Origin of the sequence: Marinifilum sp. N1E240, from assembly GCF_009295825.1 — a bacterium.
GTDB classification, from domain to species: domain Bacteria; phylum Bacteroidota; class Bacteroidia; order Bacteroidales; family Marinifilaceae; genus Marinifilum_A; species Marinifilum_A sediminis.
In genome coordinates, this window is record NZ_WHKF01000001.1 from 227,467 (window position 1) to 245,518 (window position 18,052).

Here is an 18,052-nt window from a genome sequence, read left to right on the forward strand (position 1 = left end):
CAGTTTTATTTTACCAGCATTAATATCTGGTCATCATTGGTACAATTGTTTGCCAAATCGATCAACTTTTGTTTGTTCTCGGCAGGAGCTATAGAATTTTTAAATTCATCTGATGCAACTTGTTCCTTGATATCTTCACCACGTAGTGCCATCATAATTTCTCCATAACGATTGATCATATAGGATTTAGGCCACACACTAAAACCTCCATCAATATCATTAACCAGATTATCTAATGTATAACTGGTAGGATTGTTTTTTACAAATTGTAAGTTTTTATTTTTCTTATCGTAAAGTGCATAATGTAATTTCACACTTTTACTTTTCATGGAGTTTGGACAAAGATTATTGTCTTTGATGAAACTCATGTAGATATAATCTTTTGAATCAGCCCATTCATAAGGTGTTATTTTACCTGTAAGATCAAATGTTGAATTCAATGCTTCTTGTTTTTTTACTTTATGATTTCCTAGATTAAATACATATTCCGGTTGAATGATGTTAGGAGGAATTACTTTAAAAATGGTGTCGTTGTAATCTGTTCGGAAGTAGTAATTTCCATTTTTCTCGTATGAATTTCCGTAATCGAAACCACGATAACTTCTTCGCTTAAAGTTTTTCAATTGTTCCAACTTTTTAAAGCTCGATAAAGTGTCACCTCGTGTGTTTAAAATTTTCAGCATATTGCTTCCATTTGGACTTTGTAATAGATAGGTGTTTTTATCAGGACTAAAAATGCCGATCATATCATACAAGTATTTAGATCCATAAGATGACATTCCATTAGGATGTGCGGCTTTAAAAACCTTATCCTGACCATGGTTTAAATCAACTGATATTTTGCCCATACCTATTACTTTTCTTGGATTTTCAGGCTCAAATTCAGTGTTTATTCCAAGCAATTCCTGGGAGCAGTCCAATTCCATAATATAGTCCTGACCGGTATTGGTATTTTTATAATGGTAGAACAAATTGTCACCTCTCGACCATACTGAAGTATTGCCTCCTATTTTTGCAAAATTGGAAAAGTAAACACTTACTTCATCTCTTTTGCGATCATATTTTACTCCACTTAAGTTGTTTTTTATAATCGTGTTTTTGAATTTTCCATCCTTAGTGAACAAATGGATACCGTATATATTTGAAGCAACCAAATGTTTATCGGTCATATAATATTTGTAATTCATATTATTAGAAATACTCGAATCGGGTAGGTTCTGAATTCTTATGTATTCGATTGTGCTGGCAACATCCGAAAGTTTAAATTCTTTAGTGCTGTCAATACGATTTACCACATCGATAATATGTGGACGATGTTGCAAATTGACTTTACGAATGGCTTCAAACCTAAATCCTTTTGGAAGTTTTGCTAACGAATCAGTCAGTTCTTGTTCTTTTTGCTGACGCAATTCTTCCTTTTGAGCAAGAATCTCTTCTTCACTAAGAATTTTTTCAGATAACTTTTTTTCATTGATTTTCATCTTGTTGTTCTGACAAGCAAATGAAAATAGGAGAAGAAATAGTGTAAGGTGAATTAATTTCATAATTATATTGGGTTTTGATTATTCATATCTCAGACTTTCCACTGGATTTTTTCTTGCTGTATTCCAGGATTGGAATGATACAGTTATCAAAGTTATTGCCAGGGCAAATGCACCGGAAAGAATAAAAATCCACCAGGAGATTTCAGTTTTATAGGCAAAGTTTTCGAGCCATTTATTCATGGCATACCAAGAAATGGGGCAAGCCAGAACAAAAGCAGCAAAAACCCATTTTTGAAAATCTTTGTTTAGCATACCAATTATTTCGTAAGTTTTGGCCCCGTTTGCTTTACGAACGCCTATTTCTTTGGTGCGCTGTTCCGATGAAAAATAGGAGAGAGCACTTATTCCAATAATTCCAATGATAATTCCAAGTATGGAAAAGCTCAATAATATCTTCCTCAGAATATTTTCCGATTTGTATTGTTGTGCGACCTTTTCATCCATAAAGAAATAGTCCATTTTTTGGTTTGGATAGTGTTTCTTCCATTCTTCTTGTATGAACTTCATTGCCGATCGTATGTTTTCAGAAGCTATTTTAATATGAGTAAATCTTGCATTACTTCTAGATTCTCCTAACCAGAAGAAATAGTTTCCAACTTGCTCGTGAGCCGAACTATAATTAAAATCTTCAACTACACCTATAATATTGAATCTGATTTGATCTTCTTCTAGTGCTCTACTTGACAGATGGGTTTTAATGTTATCCATACTTAGATGCTTTTCAAGCAATTTCCTGTATAGGTGATTGTTAATTACCATACCGCTTATTGTATCTTCTAATTCGTTGATATCATTATAAATGAATTTAATATCCATTGTTTTTAGGTATTCATAATTTGCTAAACCCATTTCGGCAGTGCCTTCTACATTAAATTCTTCTAACGAGTACTCCTGCGTTGGATATCCAAAATATTGCCTGGTAAAACCAACCGATTCTATTTGAGAATTTTTGCTTAGCTCGTTGGCAAACACTTTAGGATCTTTGGAGAAATCCTTTTGATGAATGACCACAACATTATTTTTGGTAAAGCCGAGAGGTTTATCCAATATAAAGTTGATTTGTTTGTTTACCAGAATTGTAGATGAAATCAAAACAATTACAATTAGGATTTGAAATATCATCAATGGCTGTAGCAAACGCTTTCCAGTTAATGGTTTTAAACCTTTTATTATTTCGCTGGTAGAATTGCTTTTTAGGATAAAGAATCGAACAAATAAAACGGATATTAATCCACTGCAAGTAAGAATTAATAGAATGGACCAATAAATTATGGGTTCATTATAGAAAATATCAAACTGAATTTCGTAAAACTGATTGATGAAAGGTTTTATCAATTGTATTGCAAACAATGAAATTGCAATTGATATAGAATTTAGAACCAATACTTCAAGAAGAACCTGATACAGCAAATGTTTTTTATGTGCACCAATAGATGATTTTAATCCAAATTCTTTCGATCGTTTGAAAAGGTTCACAGTAATTAAGCTGATAAAATTGACCAGAGACACAAATAATATCACGAAAGAAACCAGAGTAAACAGGTTGATATTTATTTTAGTATTGCTCTCTTTTAGTTCAAATCTGTTGTTTGATTTTAAATGGATATCCGTCATCTTTTGAAGACGAAATTTGTAATCTTTTGGACCTCTTGTTTGTCTGAAACTGGACTTATTGAAATGAGTAAGTATTTTATCAGCAATAAAATTTGGAGAAGTGCCTTTCTTCAATTTTAAATAATTGTAAACCCACTGAATTTTCCTTGTTGATAAGGATGCATATCGTTCTTCCAAAGTTCCTTTTTGGGAAAGAAGTATTTCGCAATTGAAATGAGTTTTTATAGGGGTGTTTTTAATTACTCCTGCTATTTCATACTTTCCCAAATCCCTTTGATATTGTAATGCCTCAACTTCAAAATATTGACCAATTGGGTTCTTATTCTTAAAGTACTTTTTCGCAAATTTTTCAGATACAAAAGCTTTATTGGGTTTATCAATTTCTGATAGATTTCCGATCGTACTTTCTATCTTAAATATGCTAATAAAATTAGTATCAACAGATAAAATATCTTCTTGAACTACGCTCTCATTATTTATTTTTATTGTACCAGATTTACAATGCGAAAATTGAGTGGCATTTTCAATTTCAGGTAATTGTAATGCCGCTTCTTTAATAAAGCCTAAACTTCTTGCCCACGAATCATCTATATGCGATGGCGTTGACAATACTCTATATATTTCTTGGGAACCTTGTATGTGATTGTCATAACTTTTTTCATTTTGCACATGAATGAATAGGACAAAAAAGGATGCGATTCCAAAACTGAGTCCCAGAATATTTGTTACAGAAAAAGCTCTATTCTTAAGCAATCGTAAAACGGATAATTTTAAATGATACCAAAGCATAATTTTTAGTTTTTATTATTCATCTCTCAAACTTTCTACAGGATTTCTTCTGGCAGCTCTAAAGGATTGTATCGATACTGTTAGTAGAGTAATTCCCATTGCTATGAACCCCGATAATGCAAATATCCACCAGGAGAGTTCGGTTTTATATGCAAATATTTGAAGCCACTTTTGCATAAAGACATAGGCAATAGGGCAGGCAATAACAAATGCAATAAATGTCCATTTTGTAAAATCTTTAAGAAGCATAGACATTATTTCTATTGTTTTTGCACCGTTTACTTTTCGTACACCTATTTCTTTATTATTTTTTCGTGTAGTTATTGTAATAAGTCCTAAAAGTCCCAGACATGCTACAAATATTGAAAGCACAGTAAATAAAAGTAGAATGGTACCAAATTGTTGATCCGCATAATATAACTCACTTAGGCGATTATCCAGAAAATTGTAAATATACGGATCATCAGGATAGACCAATTGCCATTTTTTTTGAATAAAATTTAGTGTGGTACTAATATCCGTAGTATTAATTCGAACTGAATAGGTTCCAAAATTTGAAGGATGATTAAAGAAGTAAACTGTTGGTTGAAGTTTACATTTTAAGCTTTCTTGATGGAAATCAGCAATAACGCCTCTTATTTGATTTTTGGAATCGTTATTTATTAGATAACTGCCAATTGCATCTTTAGGATTTGGAAAGCCAAGTAACGTACTTGCTGTTTCATTTATTAAAACTTGTTGTTTGTTACTGTATTCTTTTAAGCTGGTATTGTTTCCGGCTAACCATCGAATGTTAAAAACATCAATAAAATGTTCATCAATAGAATTTGTTTTGAAGGAGTTATCGATTTTTCGATCATCTAAAAACTGATAAGATATATCACTAAATAATTGTGAACCTATTCCGGTACCAGAACTGGTTACGGAGTTGATTAGACTATTAGTAAGCAATTCATGTTTGAAACTTTTATACTTGTCTTGTTTCGTGCTATCCATGTTAAGTGTACATGGTGCATCAATCATTATTATTTGTTCTTTTTGATAACCTAAATCTTTTGATTGAATAAACTTAAGCTGTTTGTTTATTGATATTACACCTATTGTTAGTACGATTGATGCTGTGAGTTGAAATATGATTAATATTTTTTTGAAGTTTAGACTTCCCGAATTGGAAAGCTTATATCCTTTAATTGAATTTTGAGGCGTAAGAGATGCTATTATCAATGCAGGATAAATGCTTGATATTACAACTCCCATAAATAAGAGTGCAGGAAATAGAAGATACAACCATTGATTTTCGATTAAGTAAGAAAATATTGGTTTACCAGAAAGAGATTCAATTTTTGGAATAAAGAGGAATATAAATACTATAGAAATAAGAACACTTATGGAATTGACAATGAAAACTTCGGTTACGAATTGCTTAATTACATTTGATTTTGATGCTCCATTTACCTTCCTAATGCTTATCTCTTTTAAATTGTCATAAAGTGAGCTGTTGATTAAATTGAAATAGTTAATCCAGGCAATCGAGATTATTAGAATGCCTATGATAAGAATAATATCTGCATCACGTTTAGAGCCATTTACTTTAAATTCATTCTCAATTTGTGAGTTTAAATGAATATCACAAATTGCTTGCAGATTAAAATTGTATTGAAAATTATCCTCTTTAAGTCGCTCCGGTAAATGTTTGTCAACTATTGTATTGATCTTATTCTTGATTGCATTTTTATCAGTGTTTTCCTTTAATTGCACGTAAGTGTAAAGCCAGGAATCTCCTTCCCAATTGATATTATTTGTTCCCCAACCTGGCCATAATACATTTCCTGTACTTAAAGACAAGAGAACCTTAAAATTAAAATGGCTGTTGTCGGGTAGTGATTTAAAGACTCCTTTTACCGTAAATGCTAATTGTTCGTTTACATAGATAGTTTTATTCAGAGGATCTTCATTGCCAAAATAAAATTTAGCCATTTCATCTGAAAGTACTGCGGAGTATGGATCAGCAAGAGCTGTGTTACGATCTCCAACGATCATTTCCACAGGAATAACATTTAAAAATGTGGAATCTACCCAAAATAAATCTACTCTTTTTTGTTTTTCTCCCTTCAAATAAACCAGGCATTTTTCATATCCAGCTCTAGCATATTCTTTAACTTCAGGAAGTTCTTTTTTTAGTAAAGGTCCAATAGAATAGCTTGAGGTAGCTTTGTTAAATATGGTTCTATCATTTTGTTTTAATTCAAGGCTAAGTCTGTAGATATTTTCAGAATTTGGAAAAAAGCGATCATAGCTATTTTCATAAGCAAAATATAAGCTTAGAATAAAAAATGAACTTACTCCAACACACAGACCAATGATATTAACTAATGTAAAAGAATTTTTACTGAATATTTTTCGGAAGGCATATTTAAGGTATTGAACGATCATGTTTGATAGGTTTTAATTTTAATCAAGGGTTAGATTTGATGTTTATTCAAAGAGATCATTCATACCTTAAACTCTCCACTGGATTTTTCTTTGCTGCTTTCCAAGATTGCCATGAAACAGTTAGTAAAGAAATACCCATAGCAACTATACCTGCTAATGCGAATATCCACCACGAAAGTTCAGTTCTATAGGCAAAGTTTTCTAACCATTTGTTCATAACATACCAGGAAACCGGACAGGCTGGTATAAAGGCAATGAATACCAGTTTTGAAAAGTCCTGATTGAGCATTTTTATGATTTCGTGAGTTTTAGCTCCATTGGCTTTTCGAACTCCAATTTCCTTTATTCTTTGTTTTCCAATAAAGAGAGACAAGCCTAATAAACCAAGGCTGGCGATTAGTATGGCAATAAATGCTAGCAAACCAATGGTTTTTGAAAATTGAATTTCAGATTGGTACAGCTCGTTAAGAGCATCATCGGTAAAAGTGATATCAAAAGCTTGTTCATCCTCGAATGATTCCCAGGTATTTCTAATTTGACCAATGGTGTTGTGGATATTATTAGTTGAAATGCGAATAACCATTTGTTTGCTTGATGAAGGAGATAAAGCCAATAGCATCGGTGGAATTTCATCCGTCAAAGAAAACATGTGAAAATCGGCAATAAGCCCACGTACTATTCCAAAGTTTGTTTTTTTACCAATTAGATCCGTTAAACCTAAGGCATTGGCAGCCGATTGATTTACCAAAACACCCGATTGATGTTTCTCTATCTGAAAATCTTCTCCTAAGAGAATTTTGATTCCCATTGTTTTTGCAAAATCATAATCTACAAACAAACCTGATACTGAAACGTCCTCATCTGGTCGATCAAAACGTTTAATTCCCATATACATGTGATTGCTTGTTGGAGGAAGCCACATTGCAGAACTTACTGATTTTACAGATGGTATTTTTAGTAATTTTTGCTTTAAAATATCCTTATTCCTATCTCCAATATTTACGCTTACTAATTCGTCTTTGGCAAAGCCCAAATCCTTAGTAAAAGCATAGTTTACTTGCTTTTGAATAACAAAGGTGGAGGAAAGTAAAACGATGAAAATCAAAATTTGAAAAACAATCATTGCTTTTTGCAATGTGAATTTTTGATTTTGACCCGCTTTTGTTCCTTTAAGCATAATGGTTAATTGCGATTGTTTAAATCTTAAGAATGTTGCACCAGCAGTAATTAAACCAGTCACAATGGTTAAGGCGATTAGAATGCTGAATCCTGCTATAAAATTTGCATCAATTTGCAGTGAATAGGATTTACCCAATAACTCACTAATAAAAGGCAAGGAAACTTGTGCTAAAGCAATGGCAAACGGTAAGGCAAGTAAGGATAATAAGCAGTAATCGAATAATAATTGTTGAAGAATATCTTTTTGGGAGGCTCCAAATGTTTTCCTAACAGCAAAACTTTTTAATCGGGTTATGGCTTGTGCTAATGCCAGGTTTAGATAATTAATGCAGGCTACAATTAGAATCAAGAATCCGATACTACCCAATACAAATAGCATTTTTAAATCTCCAGAATCGGTTTTATGATTGTCAATATATCCACCTGATTTAAAGTACACATCCTTTAAGGCTTGAGCAGATAGTGTGTATTTTTTCTTGCTATTGGAATATTCATTTCCCAATTTTAATAGCTTCTCCTGAAAAAGAGGAATGGATACAGATTCTTTAAGTAGTAAATAATTGGTAAAGAATACACTTGTCCAGGCATCCTTCATGCTTTTTCGATCTACCTGATTTCCACCTGTAATTATGTTTTTTTCTAAATCATCAAATGCAATATCCGTATTCACAATAAAATCGGCTTTTACACTTGTGTTGTTTGGAATGTCTTCAAAAATTGCAGCAACCTGCATGTGATAATCCAGGTTGTTCAATTTCATTTTTAATGGTTTACCAACAGGATTTTCACGACCAAAATATTTTTTAGCCATTGCAGCACTTAATAAAATTTGATCTTTGGTTTCATCAAATGCATGTAATTTACCTTGTAGAATTTTAACACCAAAAACAGTAAAAAAAGAACTGTCAGTTCCCAATACCGATTCTTCTTCTATAAACTCATTGTTTTTCTGAAATTGAGTGCCGTATACATTGTACTGATGAGTGGCAGCAATTACCTCCGAAAACTTTTCTTTGGCAAGCTGACCAACCTGGTATGGATTTGTCGCCCAGTATTTATTTTCAACCTTACTGTAATTTAATACTCTGTAAATTCGATCCTTATTTTTATAAAAACTATTGTAATTCAATTCGTTTAAAATGAACACCAATACAATGGTTACAATGCTTAAAGCCAAAACAAGTCCGGTTAGGCTGATAAGTGTACTCACTTTTTCAGTTTTAAAACGTCTTAGGCTGATAATTATATTTTGATAGAAACTCATAATTATTTTTGGGTTTTATTATTTACTCATACCTCAAACTCTCTACAGGATTCATTTTAGCCGCTCTCCACGATTGCCACGACACAGTTAGCAATGCAATTCCCAATGCAATGATTCCCGCTACTGGAAATATCCACCAGCTAAATTCCGTTTTGTAAGCAAATGCACTCAGCCATTTACTAAGCGAAAACCATGCTATAGGACAAGCAATAAGGAATGCAATTCCTACCCACTTTACCAGATCTTTATTGAGCATTTTTACAATTTCTAAAGTTTTAGCACCATTGGTTTTTCTTATTCCAATCTCCTTGGTGTGTGTCTCAACAATAAAATAGGTTAAACTGATTAAGCCCAAACAGGATAGAAGTATTGAGATAACAGTGGCATAATTCAATATCCTCTGAAACTGTCTCTCTTTTTGGTATAATGCTTCCCAAGATTCATCCAGATAGTTAATTTCCATTGGAAAATTTGGTGAAATATTACTCCAAACTCTTTCCATGGATCGAATGCAATTTTCGGTACTTGCTATATTCGAAGTATTGATTTTAAAATATGCCACTTCATCTGATTTACCACAGCTGCGAAAGCCCATTGCTCTAATAAGAGAATGTGTTGATTCATGATTGAAATCTTTAACCTCTGCGATTACTTTTCCAATTGTGCCATTGTTAGAAATGTTTGCATCTTCCAGAACTTGTATGTTAAATTTTTTGATAGCTGTTGAATTGAAAATCCAATCTTCATTTTCTTCCGAGTATTGATTGAATTGCTTTCCTCTTACCAGATCGATTCCGAAAAAGTCGAAAAAATTAGGACTGATGAACAAATTTGCAAAACCTATTTTTTGCTCTTCTCCATTGTATATCATTGGTAATCCCCAGTTGGAATGATTGTATCCTGGTAAGGAAGATGAATAAGTAATGTCAACTATTTCCGGAATTCGTTTGATTTCAGAATTGAAGGCATCTATGCCATTTTTTATTTGAGGATTGGTTGTGACATAAAGAATTTGCTCTCTTTTAAAACCAGGATCCAATTCGCTCATGTAATTATTCTGTTTGTTAATAAGGATAATGCCACTTAGCAATACTATCGTTATACAGAATTGAAAAATAAGGAGTGAATTTCTCAAATAATTTTGCGATCGAGTATTTGTGGTATTTTTAAGTAGAGCTGTAGTTTTACCTTTACTCAATGATATCCCTGGAATAATACCAGTTAATAGAAAAGTAAAACTCAATAGTGAAATAAATATAACCAGGTTAGTACCAGTAAAAATTTCAGCTAAAGTAAATTCAGAATTAGTGATTTGATTTAAACCAATCAAAAGAAAATTACTTAAAACAATAACCAGAATGCTGGTAATCAAAAGAACTAAGCCTGATTCAACTGCAATTAATTCAATTACTTTGCCTTTTTTACCTCCCAATACTTTTAAGATTCCAATATTTCTTAAACGTTTTATTTTTTGAGCAGTAACCAGGTTAATGTAATTGATACACGCCAAAAAAAGAATCAAAAATCCTGTTATTTGAATAATGGTTAAGGTAAGTAGATTACCATGTTTTAAAATTTCAATTTCAGGATGCTGACTATAGGATTGGGTGAAGGGTTGAATTTGAAATTTTGTACGTTCTTTATAACTTTCGGGTATATTTTCAACTGAGATATTTCTTAATTTTTTATTAATGATCTCAGCAGAAATATTTGATGGAGTTTTTGCGAAAGCATTATAGTTTTGAGCTCCCCAATATTCATGATTGTTCTTAAACCAATTAATTTTAAAATTGGTAGGAACAGATAAAACAGCATCAAACTCCCAGGAACATTTGTGCGATAAGTTCTTAATTACCGCACCAACTTCTATTATTTCATTCTGTAAATAGGTTGCATTGTATTCCAGCTCTTTACCTATTGGATTTTTAGTTCCAAATATCTTTTTGGCTACCGATTCGGTCAATACAATTTTGTTTGCCGAACTTAAAGCCTCTTCTAGATTTCCATACACAGTTTCGAACTCAAACACCTTGAAAAAACAGGAGTCCGCGATTAATAGCTTATTTAATTTAAGATCAACATTTTCAAACTTTAGAAAATTCTGAGGAGACCAAACATATCTTGCATAAGTGATCGCTTCTATCTCTGGAATTTCTTTACGAATATGTCTGGTCATTCTGCTTGATAAGTCAGGATCATTGTTATTTAAAACAGTATAAATGTTTTCAACATCAGCAATCTCTTGATCCATAGTTTTCTCTTTGTTCACATATGAAAAAACCAGTAAACTAATGGTTATTCCTAATGCCAATCCACCTATGTTAATCGCAGATACCAGTTTGTTTTTCTGTAAATTTTTAAAAGATATTTTAAGGTTGTGTAAGTTCATCTTTGCAGATATTTATAAGTAAGTTTTATCTGTTTGTATTAGATAGTTTCCATGCAAATCTCTAATTCTCCACAGGATTTCATTTGGCTATTCTGCGCGTTTGTGGATCTTATCTTCCTATGCTAGGCATGCTCTGCTACCAAACTCTCTTCCGTTACTACTTTACCATCAAACAAATTGATAATTCGGTGAGCGTAACCAGCATCTTTTAAGGAGTGAGTAACCATTACAATGGTTGTTCCTTCGCGGTTTAACTCTGTAAGAAGATCCATAACTTCCTGTCCATTTTTTGAGTCGAGATTACCTGTTGGCTCATCGGCAAGAATTAATCCTGGGTTTGAAACTACGGCACGTGCAATGGCAACTCGCTGTTGCTGTCCACCCGATAATTGCTGAGGGTAATGTTGTGCACGATGACTCATGTTCATTCTATCCAGAACCTTATTCACCATCTCTTTTCTCTTCTTGCTGCTAATTCGTTGGTACACCAAAGGCATTTCTACATTTTCGAATACATTCAGTTCATCAATTAGATTAAAGCTTTGAAAAACAAAACCAATATTTCCTTTTCTCAAGTCGGTACGTTGTCCTTCTTTCAATCCAGCAACTTCCGTTTTATCAAATGTATATTGTCCTTCCGATGGATTATCCAATAAGCCAAGAATGTTTAAAAGAGTTGATTTACCACATCCTGATGGTCCCATAATTGCAGCAAATTCACCTGATTTAATGTGAAGGTTTACATTGTTTAAGGCTAGAGTTTCGATCTCATCAGTCTGAAATACTTTCGAAAGTTGTTTTGTTGTAATCATCTTTATTGTTTTAAATTGAAAATTCTTTGTTAATTATTGATCACATATATCTAAAGTTGTGCCGTTAGTTGTAAGTTGCACTGTGTTAGTTGTGTATCTGCTTTGTTTAATTGAGGTGTGTAAAATAATTGGACACAGTATGTCTAATATTTTGAAAAGCTGATTAAATTAGAGCTGCAATCAAAAAGAACAAGTCAAACGCAATACTTTCCAATGAAAAAATCCAATATTCTAATTGTAGATGACAATAAAAGTGTGTTAAGTGCACTTGATTTATTATTGTCTCCTTACTGCAAGAACCTAAAGTGTTTATCATCCCCTAAGACTTTACTGTCCGAACTTCAATCGGAGCATTACGATGTTGTGTTACTGGATATGAATTTTAAGGCGGGTATCAACAATGGAAATGAGGGGATCTTTTGGTTGAATGAGATCCTATCTCAAAATCCTGGCATTAGTGTAATCATGATTACGGCTTATGGGGATGTTGAATTGGCAGTTAAGGCCGTTCGTTCTGGGGCTACCGATTTTGTTTTGAAGCCCTGGGAAAATGAAAAAATGATTGCTACAGTTGATACGGCTTGCAAGCTGAGCCAATCGAAGAAAGAGGTGAGGAATTTACAGCTAAAGGAGAAGCAATTGATTGAAGAAATCAACGGTCACAATAAAGATTTAATAGGTTCCTCGCCTGCATGGGAACGAGTTTTGAATTTGGTTGAAAAAGTTGCCAAGACCAATGCCAATGTTTTGATAACCGGGGAAAATGGAACTGGAAAAGAGTTGGTGGCTAAGGAAATTCATCGCTTGTCAATAAGATCAAAGAGGGTGATGGTGAGCGTGGATATGGGTTCCATTGCTGAGTCCTTATTCGAAAGCGAATTGTTTGGACATAAGAAAGGAGCCTTTACCGATGCTCATTCCGATAGAATGGGAAAGATTGAGGCAGCTAACCGGGGAACACTTTTTCTTGATGAAATTGGCAACTTAACCATGCCAATGCAGGCAAAACTGCTTTCGGTATTGCAAAACAGAATATTAACTCGCGTAGGAGACAATTCTATTCAGGAAGTTGATCTACGTTTGGTTTGCGCTACCAATAGTAATTTGCAGCAAATGGTGAATGAGGGTCGATTTCGTGAGGATTTACTATACCGAATAAACACCATACAGATTGAGTTGCCACCTTTACGTGAGCGTGTTGAAGATATAGAGGAATTGGCGAATTTCTTCATCTTAAAATATGCTGACAAATACAATAAGAATCAATTAAAAATTAGTGCGAACGGAATCAGTAAACTGAAAGGGTATCATTGGCCTGGTAATGTGAGGGAATTGCAGCATGCTATTGAAAAGGCAGTTATTCTTAGCGAAAACCATGTGTTGAATGGCTCCGATTTTATTTTTAAAACCGATGAAATTTCTGGAGTCAATCGTTTTGATGGAACCTTAGAGGAGATGGAAAGAAAATTGATAGGCGCTGCCATCGAAAAGCAAGCAGGAAATTTATCTGCTGTTTCAAATCAGTTGGGAATAAGTCGACAAACGCTTTATAATAAAATAAAAAAGTATGACCTATAAGCACTATAATCTTGCTCTCACATTTCGATTGGCAATATTGGTTGGATCTTCTGTTTGGATTGGAATTTCCATTATTGATAAAGCCTATTATTCCTTGGCTTTTGCTTCTATATTCTTGTTGATATCCGTTTGGGTTTTAATTCGATTTTTGAATAAAACACACAAGCAGATGGATTTCTTTATCAAAGCAATTAAGAATGAGGATACCACTCTTAGATTTCCCAAAAAATCAGGTAATCTTATTATAAACGAGTTGCATCAAAGTTTAAACGAACTGAATTTTATTTTGCAGGAGGTTCAGGTAAAATCAAAAATAAAAGAAAAATACTTTGGCGAGATTTTACAGAACATTTCAACAGGAGTAGTTGTTTTGTCGGAGCAAACACATGTTACCGATGTAAATGCAGCCGCTCTGGAGTTGTTTGGATTGAAAACCTTCACTCACATTAGTCAGTTGAATCGGATTGATTCTAAGTTTGCCGGAGATCTTGCAGGCATTCAGAACAAGCAAAAAGTAGTTCTTGATTTAAATACAAGCAAAGAGCAAATTCAAATCAATACAGCTTGTTCTGAAATCAACCTCGAGAACGAAAAAGTAAAGTTGATTACTCTTCAGGATATTAGAGGGGAATTGGAACGAAAAGAGATTGATGCCTGGGTAAAATTGATTCGGGTTTTGAGTCATGAAATCATGAATTCACTTGCTCCTGTTACCTCTATCGCACAATCCTTAAAGAAAATATGGGAAGAGCAAATAGAGAGTGAGGATTCCAATTTACCCGAAATAAAAGTTGCCAAAACCGTAAGTGGCTTGGGTGTGATTACTGAAATGAGTGAAGCATTGATCCGATTTGTTCAATCGTATAGAGTTTTGTCTAAAGCACCAAAACCGGTACTATCAAAAATTCCAACACAATCCTTTATCGATAGATTAAGTATCCTCTTATCTCCAATAAAAGAAGATTTTGAGGGAAGCTTGCGGGTAAATTTACCGGCTAAAAACTTTGAGTTTATTGCCGATGAACAAATGATGATACAGGTAATTATTAATTTGGTAAACAACTCCCGAGAAGCATTTAACGGAGAGGCAGAAAGCTCAAAGATCGATATCAATCTAATTAAAAAAGGACAGTTTACCGAGATTAGAGTTAGCGATAATGGACCGGGTATACCTGAGGAAATTAGCGATGAAATATTCATTCCATTCTTTACTACCAAGCAAAAAGGTTCGGGTATTGGTTTGAGTTATTCTCGTCAGATTATTAGAGCCCACGGTGGTAGTTTGTTCTGTAAATCTAAAGAAGGGGAGACGGTGTTTACCATTAGGTGGTAAATAAGTACTGTCGATTCACATAGCTAATTAATATGTTTTATTTATTTGATATTATTTTGTAGATTTAAAATTACTATCATAGACCTAATTATTTATATTATATCTTCCTATGAAAATCATCCCTACGCTTATTATTTTACTATTAATACTCTCTTCATGCTCTTCAAACAGGTATTTATTGGATGGCGACAAAACTAATAGCAACTATCTCTCAGAATTTATAACAGAACTTTCTGAATTGGGAGAAATTTCAAAGCACCCAATGTTGGTGATTGATGGGGAACCGAAAAGGTGGGATGTGGAGTTGAAGTCAGAAAAGCTTTCCTTAAAAGGAGATCAAATTGCAAGTGTTGATAAAATGGATCAGGAAAAGGCTGAACAGATATATGGTGAACCTGCTAAAGATGGAGTTATTCTGGTTAAAACTAAGCAAAAGGTTTATGACGACAAATTGCCATTTGATAAGCATAAAGTCTTGTATTTTTTGGATAATAAAGTGATCTCTCTTCAGGAGTTAAAAGATATTGATCCTAATACCATAGGATCCATTACGGTTATTAAAGGTAAAGAAGATATGAAACCATACACAACAGAGAATTATGATGGTGTGGTGATTATTAATACCAAATAAATTCAATTAGAATATATACTTAAAGATTCAAAAGAATGAAACTGAAAATTCTTTGTTTGCTTTTTGCATTGAGCATTGGGTTGCATGTATCGGCAATTGAAAAAAAAGATAGTCTCTTTTTAAATTTATTGAAACCTGATAATATAAGCTTATACGATAACTTCAATCATGGTAAATACGTCTATGAAGGATTAAATTTACTTATGCAGGATAGTCTGGAAGAGGGCATGTTTAAATTGGTTAAAGGGTTAAATTTAATTAATAGAAATAATAACATGGAAAGAACTCATGATTATCAATCTCAAGAATTCTTCCAATTAATGAAACTTGCAGTTGACGATAATGTCATTAGTGCCCAAAAAGAATTACTACTTGATTTTTTTGGGAAAAGTTTAAAGCAGGATATTAATGGTGTAGATAAGTTAATTACAAAAGAATGGGTAAAAAGTTTACATCCAGAAACTAATCTACGTTTATTGGTATTTGTATCAAGTATTAGAAATAACCCAAAAGAAACAGATAAATATTTAAAGGAATTGCTTAAGAATTTTCCTGATATTTTTACAGCTAACCTATTAAAAGCTGAGATGTTATACAATGCGGGAGATTGGCTTAAGAGTAAATATTATTTCACACGCGCGATAAAACTGAACTCCACTTCATCATTTGCTTATGTAAAAAGAGGACTTTGCAACAAGGAATTAGATTTATGTGATGAGGCAAAGAAGGATTTAAGATTTGCAATAAAGTTATCACCTTCCTATATCAAAGCCTGGAACGAAATAGGACGAATTTACGATGATTCGAAGCAATATAAAAAGGCAGTTGCTTCATATAGAAAAACAATTGAAATCAATCCTTTTTATGTTTGGGGGCATGCAAACCTAGGTCTGACCTATTCAAAAAGTGGAATAAAGGATAGTGCTCTCTATTACTATAATAATGCACTCGAACTCTATCCCAATAGTGATAATTATTATAATCGAAAAGGAGATGTTTATTATAAATTCAAAAACTATAACGAAGCCATATATAACTACAGCAAGGCAATTGAGTTGAATCCGAATAAGGATTATTATTGGGATGATAGAGGTGATGCTTATTTTAAAATTGATAGTTTCGAGTATGCAAAAAAAGATTTTGTAAAGGCGTATGAATTAGATTCTAATTATGAATATGCCATTAAAAGAGCAGGAGATTGTTGTTATGGTCAAGAGGATTGGTCCAAAGCGATTGAGTATTATACTAAGGCAATTAAAATAGATCCTGAGTATGAATTAGCGATCAGAAGTAGGGCATATTGCTATTTGGAATTAAATGAACTGAAAAAATCAATTGATGATTTTAATTTGATTGTCACCCTTTACCCTAAAAATATCTACAACAGGTTAGCCAGAGCAGAGTATTTTATTGAAATAAAAGATTATAAAGCTGCCAAAATTGATCTATTGGCAGCCAAAAAAATTGATCCGAAAAATAGTAGTGCTATAGGTAATTTAGGTTGGACCTATTACTGCTTAAATCAGTTTGAAGACTGTATAGAATTATCGGCAATAGCTATTTCAATGGATGAGAATGCCTATTACGCTAAGTTCAATCAAGCCTTGGCAACTCTTCGCTTGGGTAAAACTAATGAAGCATATGAATTATACTTGAGATATTATGATGAGGCAAGCAAAAAGAAGGTTGACATTGATGGAGCAATTCAGGATTTGAATGATTTGATAGATAAAAATATTCTTGTCTCTGAAAGCAGATATATTCTTCAGGAAATCCTAAAAGCGAAACTTTAAAAATTTTCTAATATGTCATACGCAGGTCATGTGTTGCAAATGATTCAGAGAATGCGAGCAAATAGAGAGCAGCTTCATTCTCATAAGAAAAGTTACTCGGATAAATTTGATACCAATGGCAAGCATCGAACTATGGTGGAATACAAAAAACTGCCTCCAGATGAATTGTTAAAAGTTAAAAGCAAAATTCGCAAAAGAGCCAGTAGGGATAAGCTACGTTACTACATTACAACAATTATTGTTTTTACTTTGGCAATGGTTGGATTGTTTTTTCTTTTAATCTAGTGAATAAAAATACAGATGATGAATCCAAAACAAATTGTAGAAAAATGGGTTGAAGTGTTCAACCGGGGAGATGCAGATCGAATTGCTGAATTTTATCACGATGATGCAATTAACCATCAGGTAGCCAACAAAGAGATTGAAGGAAAAGAGGCGATTCATAAAATGTTTGAAGAAGAATTTGCTCTTGCTGATATGACCTGTATTGTTGAAAATATATTTGAGGATGGTGAGTGGGCAATATTGGAGTGGAAGGATCCTTTGGGTTTGCGAGGATGTGGATTTTTCCACATTACAAATGGGAAAATTAAATTGCAACGAGGCTATTGGGATAAGCTCTCCTTTCTTAGAATGCACAATTTAGCTATACCTAAAAAATAAAGTGGAATTAATTGCTCAGAAAAAAGATTG

Annotated in this window: 12 protein-coding genes; 6 read left to right on the plus strand and 6 right to left on the minus strand. The window is 33.1% G+C overall.

Going from position 1 to position 18,052, the window contains the following annotated elements; genetic code table 11:
- Positions 1-5: 5 nt before the first annotated feature.
- The 6 genes from GCQ56_RS00940 to GCQ56_RS00965 all read right to left on the minus strand — a co-directional run bounded on the left by GCQ56_RS00940 (position 6) and on the right by GCQ56_RS00965 (position 12,024).
- A complete protein-coding gene (locus GCQ56_RS00940; protein WP_152732516.1) occupies positions 6-1,544 on the minus strand; it encodes a DUF4933 domain-containing protein in 1,539 nt (512 codons plus the stop codon).
- An 18-nt stretch (positions 1,545-1,562) separates the two neighbouring features.
- A complete protein-coding gene (locus tag GCQ56_RS00945; RefSeq protein WP_152732517.1) occupies positions 1,563-3,947 on the minus strand; it encodes an ABC transporter permease in 2,385 nt (794 codons plus the stop codon).
- A gap of 15 nt (positions 3,948-3,962) precedes the next feature.
- Complete coding sequence (locus GCQ56_RS00950) at positions 3,963-6,380, minus strand: ABC transporter permease (RefSeq protein ID WP_152732518.1); 2,418 nt, start codon at positions 6,378-6,380, stop codon at positions 3,963-3,965.
- 55 nt (positions 6,381-6,435) lie between these two features.
- On the minus strand, positions 6,436-8,769 hold the full coding sequence (locus tag GCQ56_RS00955; protein ID WP_193323686.1) for an FtsX-like permease family protein: 2,334 nt from the start codon (positions 8,767-8,769) through the stop codon (positions 6,436-6,438).
- Between the two features lie 76 nt (positions 8,770-8,845).
- On the minus strand, positions 8,846-11,212 hold the full coding sequence (locus GCQ56_RS00960) for an ABC transporter permease (RefSeq protein WP_152732520.1): 2,367 nt from the start codon (positions 11,210-11,212) through the stop codon (positions 8,846-8,848).
- 122 nt (positions 11,213-11,334) lie between these two features.
- Complete coding sequence (locus GCQ56_RS00965; protein ID WP_152732521.1) at positions 11,335-12,024, minus strand: ABC transporter ATP-binding protein; 690 nt, start codon at positions 12,022-12,024, stop codon at positions 11,335-11,337.
- 213 nt (positions 12,025-12,237) lie between these two features.
- Between GCQ56_RS00965 and GCQ56_RS00970 the strand changes: the two genes are divergently transcribed.
- The 6 genes from GCQ56_RS00970 to GCQ56_RS00995 all read left to right on the plus strand — a co-directional run bounded on the left by GCQ56_RS00970 (position 12,238) and on the right by GCQ56_RS00995 (position 18,022).
- The gene (locus GCQ56_RS00970) at positions 12,238-13,602 is read left to right on the plus strand and encodes a sigma-54 dependent transcriptional regulator (RefSeq protein ID WP_152732522.1); all 1,365 of its coding nucleotides are present in this window, start codon (positions 12,238-12,240) and stop codon (positions 13,600-13,602) included.
- Entirely contained in the window at positions 13,592-14,935 is a 1,344-nt protein-coding gene (locus GCQ56_RS00975) for a PAS domain-containing sensor histidine kinase (protein WP_152732523.1), read from the plus strand. Before GCQ56_RS00970 ends, GCQ56_RS00975 begins: the two co-directional genes overlap by 11 nt.
- Before the next feature lie 109 nt (positions 14,936-15,044).
- Positions 15,045-15,566 carry a hypothetical protein gene (locus GCQ56_RS00980; protein WP_152732524.1) on the plus strand — a complete coding sequence of 174 codons (522 nt, stop codon included), beginning with the start codon at positions 15,045-15,047 and terminating at the stop codon, positions 15,564-15,566.
- A gap of 35 nt (positions 15,567-15,601) precedes the next feature.
- Positions 15,602-17,359, plus strand: coding sequence for a tetratricopeptide repeat protein (locus GCQ56_RS00985; RefSeq protein WP_152732525.1), 1,758 nt, complete (start codon positions 15,602-15,604; stop codon positions 17,357-17,359).
- 12 nt (positions 17,360-17,371) lie between these two features.
- Complete coding sequence (locus GCQ56_RS00990) at positions 17,372-17,644, plus strand: hypothetical protein (RefSeq protein WP_152732526.1); 273 nt, start codon at positions 17,372-17,374, stop codon at positions 17,642-17,644.
- Positions 17,645-17,662: 18 nt separating this feature from the next.
- Positions 17,663-18,022, plus strand: coding sequence for a nuclear transport factor 2 family protein (locus GCQ56_RS00995; RefSeq protein ID WP_152732527.1), 360 nt, complete (start codon positions 17,663-17,665; stop codon positions 18,020-18,022).
- The last annotated feature ends 30 nt before the right edge of the window (positions 18,023-18,052 follow it).

What these genes read in the sequence shown, in the direction of transcription:
- GCQ56_RS00940 (WP_152732516.1), bottom strand. Translation starts at nt 1,544, where the DNA reads ATGAAATTAATTCACCTTACACTATTTCTTCTCCTATTTTCATTTGCT.
- GCQ56_RS00945 (WP_152732517.1), bottom strand. Translation starts at nt 3,947, where the DNA reads ATGCTTTGGTATCATTTAAAATTATCCGTTTTACGATTGCTTAAGAAT.
- GCQ56_RS00950 (WP_152732518.1), bottom strand. Translation starts at nt 6,380, where the DNA reads ATGATCGTTCAATACCTTAAATATGCCTTCCGAAAAATATTCAGTAAA.
- GCQ56_RS00960 (WP_152732520.1), bottom strand. Translation starts at nt 11,212, where the DNA reads ATGAACTTACACAACCTTAAAATATCTTTTAAAAATTTACAGAAAAAC.
- GCQ56_RS00965 (WP_152732521.1), bottom strand. Translation starts at nt 12,024, where the DNA reads ATGATTACAACAAAACAACTTTCGAAAGTATTTCAGACTGATGAGATC.
- GCQ56_RS00970 (WP_152732522.1), top strand. Translation starts at nt 12,238, where the DNA reads ATGAAAAAATCCAATATTCTAATTGTAGATGACAATAAAAGTGTGTTA.
- GCQ56_RS00975 (WP_152732523.1), top strand. Translation starts at nt 13,592, where the DNA reads ATGACCTATAAGCACTATAATCTTGCTCTCACATTTCGATTGGCAATA.
- GCQ56_RS00980 (WP_152732524.1), top strand. Translation starts at nt 15,045, where the DNA reads ATGAAAATCATCCCTACGCTTATTATTTTACTATTAATACTCTCTTCA.
- GCQ56_RS00985 (WP_152732525.1), top strand. Translation starts at nt 15,602, where the DNA reads ATGAAACTGAAAATTCTTTGTTTGCTTTTTGCATTGAGCATTGGGTTG.
- GCQ56_RS00990 (WP_152732526.1), top strand. Translation starts at nt 17,372, where the DNA reads ATGTCATACGCAGGTCATGTGTTGCAAATGATTCAGAGAATGCGAGCA.
- GCQ56_RS00995 (WP_152732527.1), top strand. Translation starts at nt 17,663, where the DNA reads ATGAATCCAAAACAAATTGTAGAAAAATGGGTTGAAGTGTTCAACCGG.